General features: G+C 40.4%; 22 protein-coding genes and 3 pseudogenes. 14 read left to right on the top strand and 11 right to left on the bottom strand.

Annotated elements, in window-relative coordinates; translation table 11 throughout:
- Nucleotides 1–13: 13 nt before the first annotated feature.
- The 4 genes and pseudogenes from V3224_RS23495 to traU all read left to right on the top strand — a co-directional run.
- A complete protein-coding gene (locus V3224_RS23495) occupies nucleotides 14–355 on the top strand; it encodes a TrbI F-type domain-containing protein (protein WP_334472967.1) in 342 nt (113 codons plus the stop codon).
- Nucleotides 348–971 carry a type-F conjugative transfer system protein TraW gene (gene traW, locus V3224_RS23490; RefSeq protein WP_334472968.1) on the top strand — a complete coding sequence of 208 codons (624 nt, stop codon included), beginning with the start codon at nucleotides 348–350 and terminating at the stop codon, nucleotides 969–971. The genes V3224_RS23495 and traW overlap by 8 nt, the downstream gene beginning before the upstream one ends.
- 35 nt (nucleotides 972–1,006) lie before the next feature.
- Nucleotides 1,007–1,651: a thioredoxin domain-containing protein gene (locus V3224_RS23485; protein WP_334472970.1), complete on the top strand. Its 645-nt coding sequence runs from the start codon at nucleotides 1,007–1,009 to the stop codon at nucleotides 1,649–1,651.
- Nucleotides 1,651–2,400, top strand: a pseudogene (gene traU, locus V3224_RS23480) (conjugal transfer pilus assembly protein TraU); the annotation flags it as partial. The gene V3224_RS23485 and the pseudogene traU, both read left to right, overlap by 1 nt.
- Nucleotides 2,401–2,972: 572 nt before the next feature.
- Here traU and V3224_RS23475 read toward each other — a convergent pair.
- The 3 genes and pseudogenes from V3224_RS23475 to V3224_RS23465 form a co-directional block, all read right to left on the bottom strand.
- Nucleotides 2,973–3,542: a plasmid pRiA4b ORF-3 family protein gene (locus tag V3224_RS23475; protein WP_334470793.1), complete on the bottom strand. Its 570-nt coding sequence runs from the start codon at nucleotides 3,540–3,542 to the stop codon at nucleotides 2,973–2,975.
- Nucleotides 3,543–3,611: 69 nt separating this feature from the next.
- Nucleotides 3,612–3,800, bottom strand: a pseudogene (locus V3224_RS23470) (ATP-binding protein); the annotation flags it as partial.
- A 2-nt stretch (nucleotides 3,801–3,802) separates the two neighbouring features.
- Nucleotides 3,803–4,210: pseudogene (locus tag V3224_RS23465) on the bottom strand (recombinase family protein); the annotation flags it as partial.
- A gap of 167 nt (nucleotides 4,211–4,377) precedes the next feature.
- Between V3224_RS23465 and V3224_RS23460 the strand changes: the two are divergent.
- Nucleotides 4,378–4,890 carry a phage tail protein gene (locus V3224_RS23460; protein ID WP_334473043.1) on the top strand — a complete coding sequence of 171 codons (513 nt, stop codon included), beginning with the start codon at nucleotides 4,378–4,380 and terminating at the stop codon, nucleotides 4,888–4,890.
- 10 nt (nucleotides 4,891–4,900) lie between these two features.
- Here the strand turns inward: V3224_RS23460 and V3224_RS23455 are convergent, their stop codons facing one another.
- Nucleotides 4,901–5,485: a gp53-like domain-containing protein gene (locus V3224_RS23455; RefSeq protein ID WP_334467938.1), complete on the bottom strand. Its 585-nt coding sequence runs from the start codon at nucleotides 5,483–5,485 to the stop codon at nucleotides 4,901–4,903.
- 164 nt (nucleotides 5,486–5,649) lie between these two features.
- Between V3224_RS23455 and V3224_RS23450 the strand changes: the two genes are divergently transcribed.
- Nucleotides 5,650–6,201 (top strand): recombinase family protein, encoded by a 552-nt coding sequence (locus V3224_RS23450; protein ID WP_334473041.1) that lies wholly within the window; start codon nucleotides 5,650–5,652, stop codon nucleotides 6,199–6,201.
- A 171-nt stretch (nucleotides 6,202–6,372) separates the two neighbouring features.
- Here the strand turns inward: V3224_RS23450 and V3224_RS23445 are convergent, their stop codons facing one another.
- A complete protein-coding gene (locus tag V3224_RS23445) occupies nucleotides 6,373–6,840 on the bottom strand; it encodes a hypothetical protein (RefSeq protein ID WP_334473040.1) in 468 nt (155 codons plus the stop codon).
- 860 nt (nucleotides 6,841–7,700) lie between these two features.
- Here V3224_RS23445 and V3224_RS23440 point away from each other — a divergent pair.
- Nucleotides 7,701–8,606 (top strand): replication initiator protein A, encoded by a 906-nt coding sequence (locus V3224_RS23440; protein WP_334473233.1) that lies wholly within the window; start codon nucleotides 7,701–7,703, stop codon nucleotides 8,604–8,606.
- Nucleotides 8,607–8,667: 61 nt separating this feature from the next.
- Here the strand turns inward: V3224_RS23440 and V3224_RS23435 are convergent, their stop codons facing one another.
- The 3 genes from V3224_RS23435 to V3224_RS23425 all read right to left on the bottom strand — a co-directional run bounded on the left by V3224_RS23435 (nucleotide 8,668) and on the right by V3224_RS23425 (nucleotide 10,078).
- Nucleotides 8,668–8,940: a hypothetical protein gene (locus V3224_RS23435; RefSeq protein ID WP_334473039.1), complete on the bottom strand. Its 273-nt coding sequence runs from the start codon at nucleotides 8,938–8,940 to the stop codon at nucleotides 8,668–8,670.
- On the bottom strand, nucleotides 8,937–9,566 hold the full coding sequence (locus V3224_RS23430) for a ParA family protein (RefSeq protein ID WP_334473038.1): 630 nt from the start codon (nucleotides 9,564–9,566) through the stop codon (nucleotides 8,937–8,939). The genes V3224_RS23435 and V3224_RS23430 overlap by 4 nt, the downstream gene beginning before the upstream one ends.
- A 194-nt stretch (nucleotides 9,567–9,760) precedes the next feature.
- The gene (locus tag V3224_RS23425; RefSeq protein WP_334473037.1) at nucleotides 9,761–10,078 is read right to left on the bottom strand and encodes a helix-turn-helix transcriptional regulator; all 318 of its coding nucleotides are present in this window, start codon (nucleotides 10,076–10,078) and stop codon (nucleotides 9,761–9,763) included.
- Nucleotides 10,079–10,291: 213 nt separating this feature from the next.
- On the opposite strand from V3224_RS23425, the gene V3224_RS23420 reads away from it, so the two are divergent.
- From V3224_RS23420 to V3224_RS23400, 5 genes are all read left to right on the top strand, one after another.
- Entirely contained in the window at nucleotides 10,292–10,564 is a 273-nt protein-coding gene (locus V3224_RS23420; RefSeq protein WP_334473036.1) for a Cox family DNA-binding protein, read from the top strand.
- 172 nt (nucleotides 10,565–10,736) lie between these two features.
- The gene (locus tag V3224_RS23415) at nucleotides 10,737–11,120 is read left to right on the top strand and encodes a hypothetical protein (RefSeq protein WP_334473035.1); all 384 of its coding nucleotides are present in this window, start codon (nucleotides 10,737–10,739) and stop codon (nucleotides 11,118–11,120) included.
- 49 nt (nucleotides 11,121–11,169) lie between these two features.
- Entirely contained in the window at nucleotides 11,170–11,457 is a 288-nt protein-coding gene (locus tag V3224_RS23410; protein WP_334473034.1) for a hypothetical protein, read from the top strand.
- Nucleotides 11,457–11,963: a hypothetical protein gene (locus V3224_RS23405; RefSeq protein ID WP_334473033.1), complete on the top strand. Its 507-nt coding sequence runs from the start codon at nucleotides 11,457–11,459 to the stop codon at nucleotides 11,961–11,963. The genes V3224_RS23410 and V3224_RS23405 overlap by 1 nt, the downstream gene beginning before the upstream one ends.
- Nucleotides 11,950–12,579: a YqaJ viral recombinase family protein gene (locus V3224_RS23400; RefSeq protein ID WP_334473032.1), complete on the top strand. Its 630-nt coding sequence runs from the start codon at nucleotides 11,950–11,952 to the stop codon at nucleotides 12,577–12,579. Before V3224_RS23405 ends, V3224_RS23400 begins: the two co-directional genes overlap by 14 nt.
- A 68-nt stretch (nucleotides 12,580–12,647) precedes the next feature.
- On the opposite strand, the gene istB is transcribed toward V3224_RS23400, so the two are convergent.
- Both istB and istA read right to left on the bottom strand, forming a co-directional pair.
- The gene (gene istB / locus V3224_RS23395; RefSeq protein WP_334467780.1) at nucleotides 12,648–13,409 is read right to left on the bottom strand and encodes an IS21-like element helper ATPase IstB; all 762 of its coding nucleotides are present in this window, start codon (nucleotides 13,407–13,409) and stop codon (nucleotides 12,648–12,650) included.
- A complete protein-coding gene (gene istA, locus V3224_RS23390; protein ID WP_334471107.1) occupies nucleotides 13,396–14,436 on the bottom strand; it encodes an IS21 family transposase in 1,041 nt (346 codons plus the stop codon). Before istA ends, istB begins: the two co-directional genes overlap by 14 nt.
- A 78-nt stretch (nucleotides 14,437–14,514) precedes the next feature.
- Between istA and V3224_RS23385 the strand changes: the two genes are divergently transcribed.
- Together V3224_RS23385 and V3224_RS23380 are read left to right on the top strand one after the other, a co-directional pair.
- Nucleotides 14,515–15,102: a DUF669 domain-containing protein gene (locus tag V3224_RS23385; RefSeq protein WP_334473031.1), complete on the top strand. Its 588-nt coding sequence runs from the start codon at nucleotides 14,515–14,517 to the stop codon at nucleotides 15,100–15,102.
- 34 nt (nucleotides 15,103–15,136) lie between these two features.
- On the top strand, nucleotides 15,137–15,661 hold the full coding sequence (locus tag V3224_RS23380; protein WP_334473029.1) for a hypothetical protein: 525 nt from the start codon (nucleotides 15,137–15,139) through the stop codon (nucleotides 15,659–15,661).
- A gap of 5 nt (nucleotides 15,662–15,666) precedes the next feature.
- Here the strand turns inward: V3224_RS23380 and V3224_RS23375 are convergent, their stop codons facing one another.
- Nucleotides 15,667–16,041, bottom strand: a complete 375-nt coding sequence (locus tag V3224_RS23375) for a DUF1640 domain-containing protein (protein WP_334473027.1) — start codon at nucleotides 16,039–16,041, stop codon at nucleotides 15,667–15,669.
- Between the last annotated feature and the right edge of the window lie 67 nt (nucleotides 16,042–16,108).

Here is a 16,108-nt window from a genome sequence, read left to right as displayed (position 1 = left end):
AAGGCATAGCCGCATGAAAAAGACCGCCATCATCAATTTTATCACGGGGAGCTTATTAAGTGCTCTGCTGATGATTTCCGTACACCACTGTCTTTGTCCTCGGACGAACATTATCACCTTTGATATGAAAAAGACCCCTGATCGCTTTTTACTGCAGGTCAGCAAACTGGACTTGTCAGATGAGAAAAAAGACCAGCTGATAGAACGATATAACAACACCTTAAAGCGGGTACTAGAAAAAAATAGTAAAAGTAACACTGTAATACTGGTCAATAGTGCGGTGATGGCAGGGGCAGTCGATAAAACCGCTGATATCCAGCAACAAATTGCCGAGGCAATGAAAAACCATGAATAAGTGGCTGCCTTGTATCGGTATTTTGATGAATTTCAGTGCAGGAAGTCTAGCCACTGAAATCGGCACGTTTGGCGATGTTTGGGCGATAGCCGAACAAAATTTGCTGACGGTGATTAAAGAACAGGTGGAAAGTGCCTTTTTAGGCAATGAGGAAAAAATTCAGCAGGAATGGCGGCAACGGGTAACAAAAAATGCCGAGCGACCTGAACCGGTGCAGGGACTCACCAAAGCGGTAAAATATACCACACGAACGTTTGACCCCAGTTTCACCGTCACCAAAGATATTCGTGACCACAACGGCACGGTGTTTGCGCGCAAAGGGCAGAAGATAACCCCCTTTGATATCACCCCTTTTAATGAAACGCTTTATTTCATCGATGGCGATGACGAAAAACAACTTGCCTGGGTCGTGGCGCAAAAACCCAAGACTGCCATCCAAAAAATCATTTTGGTGAACGGAAATATAAAAACCACGGCAAAGACCTTAAATCAGCGTATCTACTTTGACCAAGGTGGCGTTTTGGTTAACCGGTTTGGCATTGAGAAATTACCCAGTGTCGTGGATGAAATGCCAAATCAATCCTTGCTACGGATAACCGAGGTTGCGGTACAATGAAACTCCAAAACACGCAAAATGGAGAAAAGGGAATAATGAACAAACATCTCATTATCGGATCACTACTGGGTGCATTTTTGTTGCCAATCATTTCATTGGCAGAGGAGTTAACAGGGCTAGAAAATCTAAAAATGCTTGGGGAATATTACGACAGTGATAAGGGTGATATTACCCCTGTTGTCAATCCTGCTGGCAAAGTCAGGGTCATGGTGCTTTATCACTATCAATGTGCCGACTGCGCAAAGATGGCGCCGATGATTTTAAAGTTAGCCAAAAACCACCCTGATATTCGATTTGTTTTTAAAAATCTGCCAGATGAGTCAAAACAATCGTTGTTGGCGGCGCAAGCCGAATTGATGGTATGGCTAAATGGTGGCGAAGTAGCATTTTTAAATTATTACGCGGATTTATTTAGTGGCATCAGTATTGATGAGAGCTTTAGAAAAAACGGTGTTCCTTTGCTGGACAAAGAATCTCAACTTAGGGGTTTTCAAAATGCTAACGAAAAACTGGCAACAACGATCGCATTTTTTGCTGAGCAATTTAATATACAAACATTACCCGCGTTAATTATTGCTAGTAGCGAAAACCCCGTTGCACAGAATAATTCAATATTAACCGGTGTGGTCGATGAAAAAACGTTATTAGCTGCTGTTGAAAAAGCGAAGCGAGGCAAATGATGAAAACGCGACGCTTGCACTTATTGTTTGCTTTTTTACTACTCAATCCGATGCTAGCAAAAGCATCGTTGTGTGAGGGTCGCTGGGTTAATCCCATTACCGATATCTGCTGGCGTTGTCTGTTTCCAATCAGCCTTGGTGATATCAGTTTAAATAGCAGTAGTCTACCGGATACGCGTAATCCTTCATCACCGATTCAGCTATGTCCTGCGTCACCGCCGTTATTTCAGCGTATTGGTCTTGCGATAGGTTTCTGGGAGCCGTTTGCCATGACCGATGTGACGCGCTCACCGATGTGTATGGTCAATATGGGTGGTTTCACCATTCCGATAGGACAAATTGGCATGGGAAAAGGCACCAAAGGCGCGAATGAAAATCCAGGCGGCATGTACCACGTTCACTGGTACAAATATCCGCTTATCAGCTGGCTTAATATCTTAACCACCATCGGCTGCATGCAAGGCGGGGAATATGACATTGGCTATCTCTCGGAACTTGACCCGATGTGGATGGACGACAATCTGGCGCTCTTTACCAATCCAGAGGCAATGCTGTTTGGCAACAGTATTGCCCAGTTAGCCTGTGCTGCCGATGCGATTGCCAGCGAAGCCCGCTTGCCACTCGATGCGCTCTTTTGGTGCGCGGGTTCACACGGCTCGATGTATCCGTTTACGGGGACGGTTTATTCCGAAAGCAGTGGCATTAATAGTGCGTTATTACTCACCGAGCGCATGAATTTTAAATTACATTGATGCGGCGTGCGATATTTGAAGCCAAAACGTGCGATAAATGGTGAGCTACTCTTGTTTCCATCAGTGCAACGGAATTACACTGTTATTTTTCATCGGAGGCACTTTGGTCTGTTCTAGTGGTACGATCAACGGGACAATATTTGTAGATGATGGCCGATGAAACTAGATAAAGTAATACAAGCTTTTTTCTACTATGGCAGGACTCAAGTAATTCTTGAGCCTACTGTTCCTATACATAAGATAAATGAGCAAGACCTACCGCCGATACGCTCTCTCTGCTTCTCGCCGCTGTAAGCTCCATTAGCCCCAAAGCGTTCATCACATAAAAGAACGCCCTACTTACGAATAGATGTTGATAGAATCTGTCAAACTATGAAAATGAATCCCTTTATCTTTCAATTCAGAGATTAAACCGATTAAATTCTTGATGCTGTGTCCCAGCGAGGGCAAAATAGCGAATATTTATTAACCAAACTGCTCGTCAATAGAGCACTCATGTTCTCACCTTAGTCTCAGAGGTAGCACTTAAAATGCTACCTTTTGAACTATGGACACTCCATGTGTATATTTCAAGAGTAAAAATTAATCAACCGCTGATTGATAGTTTTAAGGTCATATGCTCGTTCAGCTATGTCGCACATTAGCCACTCGTGTAATTCTTCACGCTCTGGATTATCAACATCTTGAATATCTTTGAGCTTTTGGTAATATCCCCAAAGCCCCCCAGAGTCTTCAGATGGGCAGGCTTCCGCTCCCTTTATACAGATGGGGAGCTGGAGTAATTCCTGATCAGGCAATGATGATTCTTCAAGCAAAATGCAATGATCCCAGTTGTCTCCGAAATCGTATAAGTAAACCATTTTTTCTCCTTTCTTACGAAGGAGTTTGCTCAAAGGCACACCTGTACTATCTTGCAGATATGTTTCTTTAAAATCGTCCATAATCATTCCATATCGCAAATCTCCTTTTTCAAAACTGTACAAATGATCATTTGTACAACCCATAGCTAATTGTATAACCATGTGTAGTTCATCAAGAGGTATTGTCTTCAGAACGATCAAACGTCGCCAAATTAGTGGTTTACTATCAATTAGTGTGATTTTTATTTGATATAAATCCTTTCCCGAAAATTCACTCATTATTATCCCCCTTAAATAAATACAGTCTCTTTAGTCTCACACTCCACTAAATTTTTCAAGTCTTTGCTAACGTTTGGCAATCACATTGAAAAATAGGTTTGCTTCCTCTCGCCCAAACGGTAGATATGCAATCTAATCTATGATCAATAACTTCGGGGCCATCACCGAACGTGATAGATATTGTTTGAGCTTATTTTGTCGTTTTGCAGTTGAGAGTTGCAACATAAGTTCAGCCGTCGTGGTAAAGCGGTTTTTTTTCTTCGTCCTCTGCTTCTCGCTGCAGCCAAACCTGCCTGAGTACGTTCAACAATAAGCTCCCGCTCCATTTGCGCCAAGGCACTCATCACATGAAAGAAAAAACGACCTGCTGACGAAGAGGTGTCGATAGAATCCGTTAAACTATGAAAATGAATGCCTTCATCTTCAAGTTTGGATATTAAAGTAATCAAATGTTTAATGCTGCGACCCAGTCTATCCAGCTTCCAGACCACCAATGTGTCACCCGATTTCAGTGCGTTTAGAGCACGTTTTAATCCGGGTCTCTGGTCTGTTTTTCCGCTGATTTTATCCTCAAAAATCTGTTCACAATTTGCGCAAATCAAGGATTTTTGCTGTAAATCGGTGTTTTGGTCATTTTTTGACACCCTCATATAGCCTATTTTTGCCATTTTAGCCCCTTAACCTTCCTCTAAAAGACTTATTATGCCTGGTTTTGGTCAAAATATTAGCTAAATTCTGAATTCAATAAAACCTTGGTTTAACGGAAACGGTAGATTGTGCAAAAAATGCCACACCCAATCAGCGTAAAATTAACGGCAAAACTCTCACTCAGGATGTGCAGCTAACTGCCACAGATGTTCATGCTGTTACACCCGAAGTATTGCGTGTCGAAATCCCGGTAGGTATTCCCCTGCCTTGGCCTGCTGAAAGAGCGCCGACCGGTTGGTTTATCTGCAACGGTGAGCCATTCGATAAGAAAAAATACCCGCTTTTAGCACTCGCCTATCCATCAGGAAAACTCCCTGATTTACGTGGTGAGTTTATTCGTGGCTGGGATGCTGGGCGAGGCGTGAATCCTAGGCGTAAGGTTTTATCGTCTGAAACTGCATCACTCGAGCGCCACGCTCATGGTTATCGGGACAGGTATTATGTTGAAGATGATGGTCCACTAGGCCACGCAAACAATAAAGAAAAAATGCCTGTAGGGTATAATGCAGATACAGGTTCACGTGCTACGGATGGAGATAATGATTCTTTTCTATTCATTGACAAAACAACGTCTAATGCAGGCGGTAGCGAAACCCGCCCGCGAAATGTCGCGTTTAACTACATTGTCAGGGCGGCCTGATAATGTTGAGTTAGTAGCAAACCAGCTCCCATGTTCTCGGCGCTTTAATCCCTGTTCTGGTATAATCTGCACTGATAATTAACGATTTTCCGACTATTTCGACATAAGTACCTAAATTGCCCTCGGGAGCAATACCTTTGTATTTTACCGTCGCGTTTGCCGAGAAAATGGCATGAGGGACGGGACAAGGTAAAGATACCGTATAAATCTGTCCGGCATTGAGTGGTGGTGTGATGCCCCATTGTCTGATAAGGCCGCTGTCACCACATTTCCACCATCCATTCGTAGCGAGGTGAGCTGTATTTTTTGCTCCTCGATTGTTAATCTGCATATTAAGCCAGCTGCTTAACGCCCCGCCCCAAATAGGGCCAGTTACATCACCATTTTCTTGATAAACCGCGGTTCTGCCGCCCCATGAGATATGCAAATTGCTATGAGTATTGATGGTTCCATCAATTTCTACACTCTTTAACCAATGCAATCGATCATTATTCCAGGAAGCTACTTTTGCATTATTAGCATAAAATGCCACGTTGCCATCGCCATTAGCCCGTAATCCTGAATCGTTATCGCCGATATGCACAGATTGGGTCACATGGAGGTTGCCATTGACGCTACCACCCGTTCGTTTATCCAGTGCATTTTTTGCACAATCTACCGTTTCCGTTAAACCAAGGTTTTATTAAATCGGGAATTTAGCTAATATTTTGCCCAAAACCAGCGATGACAAGGCTTTAAGAGGGATTATACGGGGATAAAATGGCAAAAATAGGCTATATGAGGGTGTCAAAAAATGACCAAAACACCGATTTACAGCGAAAATCACTTATTTGTACAAATTGTGAACAGATTTTTGAGGATAAAATCAGCGGAAAAACAGACCAGAGACCCGGATTAAAACGCGCTTTAAATTGCTTAAAAACGGGCGATACCTTAGTTGTTTGGAAACTCGATAGGCTGGGGCGCAGCATCAAACATTTAATCGGCTTAATCTCTGAACTGGAAGATAAAGGCATTCATTTTCACAGCTTGACGGATTCTATCGACACCTCTTCGTCAGCAGGTCGTTTTTTCTTTCACGTGATGAGTGCGTTGGCACAAATGGAGCGCGAGCTAATTGTTGAGCGTACTAAGGCAGGTTTGGCCGCAGCGAGAAGCAAAGGGCGCATCGGCGGTAGACCTTGCTCATTATCTTCGGCACAGCAACAGCAGGCTAAAAAATTACTTGAGGCCGGCAATACTAGAAAACAGTTGGCATTACTGTATGGAGTTTCACTGGCTAGTATATACAAATATTTTCCAGTTAACTGATGAGTGTTATCGCGTTCAGTGCCAGATTTGACTTCGAGTAGGCATCAGGAATCGATTTTAAGGCACCTATAAAGCCCTCTACGGTGTTTTTTTGATATAGGTAACCCAATGTAGCACTTTTGAATTTAAATGCCGCAGAAAGTCTTACAGGCGGTTTTAGTATTAATCAATTTAAACCAGTTTAATGATGGCTGTTGCAAGCCCGACAATAGCAGCCATAATACTAGCCATTTTAATGATTAGCTTGTTTGATATACTTTCAATATCTTTGTGCAACAGGGCTATCTTTGCATCAGTTTTATCAGCACGAGCCGCGGCTTCCTTCCTTGCATCAGTTATTTGTGTTTCAACTTTCTCAAAGCGATGCTCCATGTCCTTGCGTACATCTGCAATTTCAACAGATAAATCTTTGCGAACATCTGCAATTTCAACAGATAAATCTTTGCGAACATCTGCAACATTCCGATTTACTTCTGCAATTTCATGTTTCAACTCAACAATATCAGCTTTCGTTGCTACATCGGCTACCTCGTGAGATTTCCGTACAGCAAGAGAGATAGCCCTAGCATGTTCTTTCGTAATGCCTGCGTTCTCTAATGTCTCGACGAACTCTTGTGTATCAAATGCAACTTGGGCCATAAGTGATGTTCCTCATTTTTTGTTAATTGTAACTGATTTTCTTAAGCAATACAAAGCTGTGGGTTGGAGCAGTGAGCAGTGCGAACTGCGACTGTTGTTGACCTTAAGGCGCTTGCGCCGCCCTGATAGACGGGTTTTGGTTTTAACGGGCTTTGCAGCAACACAGGTGTGCGACGGTCGAAGACAAAAAGAGGTTACAGCGCGATGGTTGAAGTGGTGGGTTTTGTTTGTCTTGAAGGTGAAAACGTCGTACAGAGCGTTCTAGGCTGCTTAAAATCGATTTTAAGCTAGGATTTCCGATAGTCATTTCATTTTAACCCTCACCGCTCGCCGCAAGCCAAGATTAGCGAGCAAAGCGAGTCTGTCTTGGCGAGGAAGCGGAAGAGCATCAGATGTTACATTTAGCACGTTCACACCAAACCCTCCTGTGTCGATCGCCAAGAAAAGTTATCCACAGTCAAGCTTCGCGCGCGCGTAGTTAAATATAGTTATGTATAAGTTAAAACAGTTAAGAGAAAAAAAGATAGGTTTAAGTATATGATATATGGTTATTTTTTATCGACCATCTGTGTGTAAATTACGTGTCTTTGTGTGTAAATTACGTGTCTTTGTGTGTAAGTTACGAATAGAATGTGTGTAAATTACGAATAGAATTTTAGTTATCCCCAATTTTTTTGTCAGATAAAGCGTTTTTGTGTGTAAATTACGTGTCTTTGTGTGTAAATTACTATATAATGCGTGTGTGTAAGTTACGAAAAGATTTTTATGACGAGCTTATTAGGTGTGCTATCACTTAATAAGCTCTAACCAATAATCCTAACTATGACAGGATCAAGGCTGTGGCTAATTATACAAATAAAATGAAGACATTACGTCCACATAAACACAAGGAATTGCAATTTTTTATTGCAGATGAGGTAGGTATTTGCAGCTTTAGAGATGAAGTAGCAAGCATGGAGCATCCATTTTTTGCGTTAAAGGGAGGAGACACAAAAACAAGAGAGTATAAAAATGAAAATGTTACTGTAAAAATAAAACCCACATCTGATGGATTAGCCACTGTTTTTGATAAGGATATTTGGATTTATGTTATTTCAAAATTGCAAGAAGCTATCAATAGCGGATTGCCGATTAGTCGTACTATTACTTTTACTCCCTATGATTTTTTTGTAACTACTAATCGAAGTACTAGTGGTATTGGTTATCGAGAATTAAAAAAAGCCTTGCTAAGGCTGAGAGGTACTACTATTGAAACTAATATAATATATTCAGAAGATAAAGAAGAAACTGTTATCTTTGGATTGATTGAAAAAGCTAGAATTTTAGAAGAAAAAAAAGGTAAATTAGATATAGGTATGGTAGAGGTAACTTTACCTGATTGGCTCTATCAAGCAATCACTAAAACTAAAGTGTTAAAAATTAGTCCTGATTATTTTCGTATCCGTAAAGCAATAGATAGGCGATTGTACGAAATAGCACGTAAACATTGTGGTAGTCAGTCTGAATTTTTAATTAGTTTAGAAAAACTTCATTTAAAAACAGGTAGCTCATCAAATAAAAGAGAATTTAAAAGATTAGTTAAAAATCTATGTGTAACAAATGACCTTCCAGATTATGAAATCTTTCTAGATAATTCTACAGACAAAGTCACTTTCAAAAACCGTAATCAAAACACCCCACAAGCTGAAGCTTCCCGTAAGAGAGAAAAAGGGAAGAAAGAGGTCTATAAGCTTAAAAAAACATTGTTAAGTAAATTAATTTCTTAAAAAATAATTAATTGATTTTAAATTAGATATCTTGATATCAAGATAGTTAGATAACTTGATATCATTTTAAATTTAAATACTCTCTTAATAGTTTTTCTACTATTTCTGTTTCTGTCATCCTAATTCCTGTATTTGCTTGAGATTGAGCAATATAAAGCTTAAGAGCATTTGAAACTTCAACTGATAACCGAAATATCTTTTGTTGTGTTGATTTTTTTTCTGAAATTTTACCTTTATATTTAACCGTGTAATCCTTTTCAGCTATATCAGCTGCACCTCCATTCAGAAAATTTTCAGGATCTTTAAACAGCTTTAAATCCGGTTTCTTTTTCATTTTTTAACCTCCGCGAAAAATGATTCAATATCTTTTATCGCCGCGCTGTCTTTTCCAAATTCAAATACTGTTGCTCCATCTCCGATTGCTCTACGAAAAGCTACACGCTCACAAACATAACTTTTAAGTACCGTAATGTTTTGCTCAGTTAAAAAATCTAACATCTCTTTTGTATCTTTCGTTCTTGGATCTACGCGAGTCAGCAACACTCGCACGTCTAAGTTAGGATTGTAATCTTTCGCTAATTCTAAAATTTCTAACATATCTGCCATCGCTGCTGCGTCGAGATTAGAAGCCCCAATAGGTATAATAGCCATATCAGCTAGCAATAAAGCAGAGCGTAATCCCGAAGCGTCACGCCCTCCAACATCAACAACGGTATGATCGAAATTCAAAGCTAATGCTTTTCCTTCATTAAGTATGGCTTTTCCTGTAAGACAAGTAGTTGTGGGGCTAGGAGTATAGATTGGGTTATCCCTACGCCAAGCTGCCCAACTAGCGGCGCTTGCTTGTGGATCACCATCAATCAGTAGGACTTTACCGTTTCGGGATAGCATTGTAGCTAAATGAACTGCGGTAGTTGTTTTCCCTACTCCACCTTTTGTATTAACTACAGCATAAATCATAAGAACTTCTACCTTAGCTATCCTTATATAAAGATATCACTATATCAAGATAGAATTTAGATATCAAGATATAATGATAATGTGATATCTTGATATCTATTATAACTATCTGTAATTAATAGCTATATGAGGCGAAAAAATCCCTTTTAGTTAGATAACTATTGTTTCACTCACCATCCAAAAATCATGTAGTGCTAACATCCATTCTCCTTCGTATGGAACGATTTTCTTTGATCCTTCTTCTCCGAGACCTCTGAGCCACTGAGAGAGAAAGCCGGTTCAATTTGTCCGGCTGATGGCGCGACTTTATTGATAGTCAACCATAATGAATATTTTTCAAATTGTTCAACATCTAATACACGCTCCATGATTTCAGCCCGCGCCTGTTGATGCCCTGTTTCATATTTTTGAATTGTCCCCAATGAGACTCCTGTTAATTCAGAAAAAGCTTTTTGAGTCATTCCTTCAGCTTTTCTAATTTGAAAAAGTTTTTTTGCATAATCTCTTGACATGCTTCTCATACAAGAAGCAACCTTAGCTTCTAAAAAAAGAAGCTTCTTATTTAAGAACCTTAAGCAAATGCCGAGAAATCCACCACAAATTAGGTCAATTCAAGCAAATGCACCCAGTTTAAGCATAACAGATTAAAGCTCTATTTTTTGATGTTTAAAAGGTCAGGAACGGTCTACAGCGGTCTAGAAGGGTCTGAAATATATGAGGCACGAATGATTAAGAGTGACTACACAGGGCAATATCCCGTTGATGCGGTAACGATAGAAAAGTTTGCCGAGTTGATCGGTAAGACAGATGAAGCCGTGAGAGTGATGATTAAACGAGAAAAATTACCTGTGGTGGATTTTCAAGACCCTAACAAACCTAATTCACGGGTAAGCGAAACGTGGATATACCTCGCTGAATTCAATCGCATAGTCCGAGAAGCCTACTTTAATCGTCCCGCAGAAGAACGTGACGCTTGGCTTAAATGGCTTGGGTTGTGAACCAAGCAAGAAATTTGAATAAAAATCCATAGCCAGCGTTTGCTGCGGAACTGCTCTTTAACAAATTGAACTAGCGTACACCGATAGGTGTACAGGTAATTTTTTAAATATAGTCGAACGGCGCGACTTTAAACCCTGCGTCGGGTGCTCGGCGGGCCTAGGATGGGCGGCAATGATGCACTATAAAATATTTATAACCAATGCACTTCTTATAGATAGAGGTGCATTCATTACAAATATTTTCATACACCAACTCAAAGGTTCAATAATGGAAACATTAACAAAAAATTCGATATTTAATGCTGTAGATAAGTTATCTGTAGAAGAAAAAGAAATTTGTATCGAAGATGCGGAAGATTTGTACGAATCTTTGCGTGACGGTGATGTTGCAAAATTACTTACTCAAAAAACTATGGGCTGTCGATATCAAGCATGGAAATTGGCATTAGAAAAATACTCTAATCTTAAGTTATTACCATTCGAGTTAGTGAATTTAGCTGCACAATACGAATATGTCATGAGAAATGATGACATAAGCTACAAAGTAGCTGAATAAGCAATGTAAGCTAGGATTAATAACCACTATCGCCGAAGAAGGAAGCAGCATGGACATTCAAATTGAAAATGAAATTCTTCGGGCGCTGAAAAAATTAACGTTTGAAGAAGCAGAATTCTGTCAGCCGGGCGGCGAGTATTTATACGAAAGTTTAACCAACGCTTATCTTGCTCAAAAACTCGCCGATGCAGATAAAGGAGATGAATACGACGCATGGTTACTGGCACTGGAAACTACCGACGGATTCGATGAAGTCTTGTACGACGTTACCCAGAAAGTTGAACAAATTTTATATCTGATGCGATGCCGTGATGCTTACTACGAGGTGCCAGCTTAATGACAGAAAAAACGCATTATAGAAAGGCGTTCGATTCACCTTATTTGAGCAGCGCCGATATTGTTGAACCAACAGTATTAACCATCTCTGAGGTTTTATTTGAACCGGATAAGACCAGAAGAACAAAATATGTTTTTAACACGGCTTATTTTAAAGAGAAAGAAATTAGACCCGACGAGGCAGTTAAGCCAATGATTCTCAATGCGACTAATAGCAAAATGGTTAGACAAATAACCGGTTCGCCGTTTCTTGAAGATTGGCAAAATGTGAAAGTCATGATTTGCGTTGAGCGGGTAAAAAATCGACAGGAATATGTCGATGGTTTAAGAATATACCCCGCTATCATCAAGAAAAAAATATTAACGCCAAGCAAAGTAGAATCATGGGAAAGAGCCAAACAAAGTTATCTGAATACTGGCTCGCTAGAAAAAGTATTAGCACATGTTGAGATGTCGCCGGAAGACCAGGAACGTCTCACGAAGGAGTGCGCTAATGCAATGGCATGATGTGCAGCAAAATACGGAAGTGTGGGATGCGCTTCGTTTAGGAAAAGTTACTGTATCGCAATTTAACTGTTTTATGGCCAACCAGGGAAAAGCTTTTGGCGAACCGGCAAAGCGATATGCGTTACAAATTGCGCTAGAAATTATAACAGAGAAAAAATCAGAATTTAGTTTCACTAATGACCACATGTTACGCGGACACGAACAGGAGCCAATCGCCAGAAGGCTATACGAAGAAACAAATTTTTTTGATGTAACCAATGGCGGATTTTTTGATTGTGGTGATTATGGCGATAGCCCAGACGGATTAGTTGGAAATGATGGTGTTATTGAAATTAAGTCAGTTACCGCACCCGTGCATTATGCCACTTTGCAACGTGAATCTTTTGACCCTGCATACAAATGGCAACTTATAGGCCACCTTGATTGTACAGGACGTGATTGGGTTGATTTTGTCAGCTACTGTTCTGATTTCCCAGAGGGAGGACAGTTAATTGTAAACAGGTTGTATAGAAAAAATCATGGGGAAGATATTAATCAACTTAAAATGCGCCGCACTCAGTTTCTTGACTTTATCCAATCCACCAAAAATAGAATAAAACAGACTATTGCATCTTAAGGTGTCAACGATCACCGAAAACTGATCCACTTTTTAGCTAAATCCGATCAATCAAAATTGATCCACTTTTACTCAGTCATTGCTCCTGAGCGCCGCTTATCTTTCAATCGATAGCTTTCACCGCTTAATTGCAGTACATGCGAATGATGAAGTAAACGATCAAGCATAGCGGCAGTTAATGTTGCGTCATCAGCAAAAGCATTTGGCCATTGCCCAAATGATAAGTTACTCGTCAATATGACACTGCCATGCTCATAACGCTTGGCAATCACATTGAAAAACAGGTTTGCTTCTTCTCGCCCAAACGGCAGGTATCCAATCTCATCGATAATCAACAATTTCGGGGCCATCACCGAACGTGATAGATATTGTTTGAGCTTATTTTGTCGTTTGGCAGTTGAGAGTTGCAACATCAGTTCAGCTGCCGTGGTAAAGCGGGTTTTCTTCTTGGCCTGTACTGCTTTTAATCCTAACCCAATAGCTAAATGCGTTTTGCCTACACCGCTTGGGCCAAGCAACACGACATTTTCATTACGTTCAATAAACGTTAATGCGCTTAATTCCTGTATGTGTTGTTTGGGGATCCCCGTTGCAAACTTAAAATCGAACGTATTAAGTTCTTTATGTGCTGGGAATCCTGCCATCCGACTCAAAAGATTACGGGTTCGTTCATCTCGTTGTTGTTGCTCACATTTTAATAGGGACAGTAAAAACTCTCCGTAGCTTTTGTCTTGGGCAATGCATTGTTCGGCAAGTGATGACCAATGAGTCGGAATAGAATTTAATTTCAATGACTCACACAGGTGTTCAATTTGTTCATGCAATAACATGTTCACCTCCCAGCAATGCTTCGTATACGCTGATTGAGTGTTGCAAACTGACAGATTCAAGGGGCGGTACGATACGGATATTAAGCGTATCAGTCTGCGGGATAGATTGGCAAACCCTTGCTGGTAAGGGTAGAAGATACTTAACTTCCTTAGCTAGTCTATCTGCTGGCTTCTCTAACGTTGTTCCATGAATCCGCTGATGGGCAACGCGTTGTAACCAGGGCCCCACTCTTGCATTAGCTATCTCAATATCCAGTTCAAGATTATGAGCACGAAGGTCGGTATTTAATGGTACGATAAAGCTGTTTTTTAAATAGTGGTTAAAGCGCTCTACTTTCCCTTTAGTTTTTGCCCTGTAGGGCTTGCAAGCACACAATTTAAACCCGTAATCTTTCGACATTTGAAGCATTTCGACATGTAATTTATGTTCACCTTCTGCATAAGCATCCCGTTCGATGATGAGGGATTTTGCGTTATCACACAATATTTCCTGTGGTACACCACCAAAATAGTCGAAAGCTTCTCGTAAACCTTGTTGCCACGATTCTGCTCGTTCATTGTCAAAGAACTTTACATAACTCGCACGCGAATAGCCTAGCGTTGCAACAAACGCTTTTAGTGATTTTTTACCTCGCCGGATGCTGGTGAAGTCGATTTGCATTTGTTGACCTGGCTGTGTTTCAAAACGGACGACAGCTTCGGGAACAATGCTTGGTTTAAATTGACAAACAAATCGGCGTAATTGAGCAATACCGCCTTGATAGCCGCTTTCAACTACTTCATCAAATAAGACTGTTGCAGGGATCCAATCAGGTTTAGCCAGTTCAATTCGATGAAGCAAATAAGGTTTAAAGGGTGCTAATTTAGTCGGTTGTTGACTTCTTTTAGCATAAGTTGGCATTGTCTGTTGTTGTAAATGATGTTTTACGGTGTTACGGGATATGCCCAATTCACGGGCAATTTTTCGAAGGCTTTGTCCTTGTGCAAAGCGAACATGAATATCCACAAATATCTCCTTGGTTAACATAAATTATCCGTACAAAAATGTGCGAATAATACCAAGTGGATCAGTTTTGCATGATCGGTGACATTAAGGAGACGTATCTTGAACAATATCACCTTTACGTACAATCAAGAAGCCGCCTTAGCTGCCGGTCAAAGTGCTTTTATCAATGAATCAGGCGCTTATATTGTCACGATTCAGGAAGCAAAATATATGACCAGTAGCGGCGGCGCTGAATCAATTGAATTTTCGGTTGAAGCAGATGATGGCAAAAAAGCAAATTATCTGAATGTATACACGAAGAAAAAAGACGGTACGCCAAATAAATTCGGTGTCAATATGATTAACGCTATTATGGGCTGTGCTGGCGTTCAGCAGTTAACAACCAAAATGATTAATGCCCATACCCATATAGCGCCGGAACTTACCAATAAGCGTGTTGGACTGGTGCTGCAAAAAACACTAAAGACAAAATCGAACGGACAGGATACTTATAGCTTCGATATTCTCTTACCCTTCATCGCTCAAACAAAACAAACATTAGATGAACAGATTAATGGGCTACCCGCTCAAACAATCGATAAGAAGCTTGCCACACTACAGGATAAAGACGAGCGGAAAATTGCAGAAAAAGGCTATCAGCAATATCAATCAGAATATCCCGGTGATGATGTGTTTTTTAGTGAATAAATTATAAAGTTCAATAGGCTTATCGAGGATAAAAATGATTCTAACTGTTAGTAAGCAGGCGCTTCTTAGTGCGATGATTTTTCAGGCTAAATGTGATGAAAGATATTATTTAAACGGCATTTGTTTTGCGCCTGAGAAAAAACTTTATTCGACTGACGGTCATCGTGCTTTTCTCGGTGAGCATGAATCCGAAGATCTGAAAGAAAACGTTATCGTTGCTATCAAAGGGCCTAAGTTCGTCAAATTTGATAAGGCAAAAATAGACACCGAATTGGGCATTATCACTTATCTTGATTGTTTCGGTATAAGGGTTGGTGTAGCAATTTGTGAGGTTATTGATGGGGTATACCCTGATATTAGTCGAATAATACCCAAGGAAAACAGGCCCGTTTCAGAAATTGGCTTCAATGCTAGCTATCTTGCGGATATCGAGAAGGCCGCAAAAATTTATAACCCCAAATACAAATCAATAAAGATTAAACTTAACGGTAATGACAATGCTGCAATTGCCGAATTAAACAAAAAGACATTCGTTATCGTTATGCCAACGCGGATTTAATTCGTCTAGTGAACAAGTTTTAAAATGGCTGTAAGCGCACCGATTGCCAAAATTAACATACCCCCTAATCTGACTGTTAATTGTAAACCCAGTTTGTCAAATCGATTTTCCATATCTTTACGAACATCGGCAATCTGAGCCTCAACTTTTTCAAAGCGATGCTCCATGTCCTTACGGACATCCGCAATTTTGGCATCCGTTTTATCGAATCTGGCATCAATATCTTTCCGCGCGTCCTCAAGGTCACGCCGGGTAGCTACGTCTGCCACTTCGTGTGACTTGCGAACAGCGATAGAGATCGCTCTGGCCTGATCTTTTGGCAATCCAGCGTTTTCTAGTGTCTCAACAAATTCTTGAGTATCAAATGCAACTTGGCCCATTTAGGAATCTCCTATTTTTTCTTTAGTTTAAACCCTTTTAGGGTCAACAAGCAAAATTTTACAAGTA

This window comes from Arsenophonus sp. PmNCSU2021_1 (assembly GCF_036919435.1).
GTDB classification, from domain to species: Bacteria; Pseudomonadota; Gammaproteobacteria; order Enterobacterales; family Enterobacteriaceae; genus Arsenophonus; species Arsenophonus nilaparvatae.
The sequence above is the reverse complement of the archived record's forward strand: the minus strand, read 5'-3'. Positions and strand labels throughout refer to the sequence as shown.

Bases quoted from the DNA above. Each gene is read 5' to 3' on its own strand.
- V3224_RS23410 (WP_334473034.1), top strand. From the start codon at position 11,170: ATGGACATTCAAATTGAAAATGAAATTCTTCGGGCGCTGAAAAAATTA.
- traW (WP_334472968.1), top strand. From the start codon at position 348: ATGAATAAGTGGCTGCCTTGTATCGGTATTTTGATGAATTTCAGTGCA.
- V3224_RS23405 (WP_334473033.1), top strand. From the start codon at position 11,457: ATGACAGAAAAAACGCATTATAGAAAGGCGTTCGATTCACCTTATTTG.
- V3224_RS23440 (WP_334473233.1), top strand. From the start codon at position 7,701: ATGAAGACATTACGTCCACATAAACACAAGGAATTGCAATTTTTTATT.
- V3224_RS23420 (WP_334473036.1), top strand. From the start codon at position 10,292: ATGATTAAGAGTGACTACACAGGGCAATATCCCGTTGATGCGGTAACG.
- V3224_RS23475 (WP_334470793.1), bottom strand. From the start codon at position 3,542: ATGAGTGAATTTTCGGGAAAGGATTTATATCAAATAAAAATCACACTA.
- V3224_RS23485 (WP_334472970.1), top strand. From the start codon at position 1,007: ATGAACAAACATCTCATTATCGGATCACTACTGGGTGCATTTTTGTTG.
- istA (WP_334471107.1), bottom strand. From the start codon at position 14,436: ATGTTAACCAAGGAGATATTTGTGGATATTCATGTTCGCTTTGCACAA.
- V3224_RS23430 (WP_334473038.1), bottom strand. From the start codon at position 9,566: ATGATTTATGCTGTAGTTAATACAAAAGGTGGAGTAGGGAAAACAACT.
- V3224_RS23380 (WP_334473029.1), top strand. From the start codon at position 15,137: ATGATTCTAACTGTTAGTAAGCAGGCGCTTCTTAGTGCGATGATTTTT.
- V3224_RS23425 (WP_334473037.1), bottom strand. From the start codon at position 10,078: ATGTCAAGAGATTATGCAAAAAAACTTTTTCAAATTAGAAAAGCTGAA.
- V3224_RS23375 (WP_334473027.1), bottom strand. From the start codon at position 16,041: ATGGGCCAAGTTGCATTTGATACTCAAGAATTTGTTGAGACACTAGAA.
- V3224_RS23400 (WP_334473032.1), top strand. From the start codon at position 11,950: ATGCAATGGCATGATGTGCAGCAAAATACGGAAGTGTGGGATGCGCTT.
- V3224_RS23495 (WP_334472967.1), top strand. From the start codon at position 14: ATGAAAAAGACCGCCATCATCAATTTTATCACGGGGAGCTTATTAAGT.
- V3224_RS23450 (WP_334473041.1), top strand. From the start codon at position 5,650: ATGGCAAAAATAGGCTATATGAGGGTGTCAAAAAATGACCAAAACACC.
- istB (WP_334467780.1), bottom strand. From the start codon at position 13,409: ATGTTATTGCATGAACAAATTGAACACCTGTGTGAGTCATTGAAATTA.
- V3224_RS23415 (WP_334473035.1), top strand. From the start codon at position 10,737: ATGATGCACTATAAAATATTTATAACCAATGCACTTCTTATAGATAGA.
- V3224_RS23435 (WP_334473039.1), bottom strand. From the start codon at position 8,940: ATGAAAAAGAAACCGGATTTAAAGCTGTTTAAAGATCCTGAAAATTTT.
- V3224_RS23445 (WP_334473040.1), bottom strand. From the start codon at position 6,840: ATGGCCCAAGTTGCATTTGATACACAAGAGTTCGTCGAGACATTAGAG.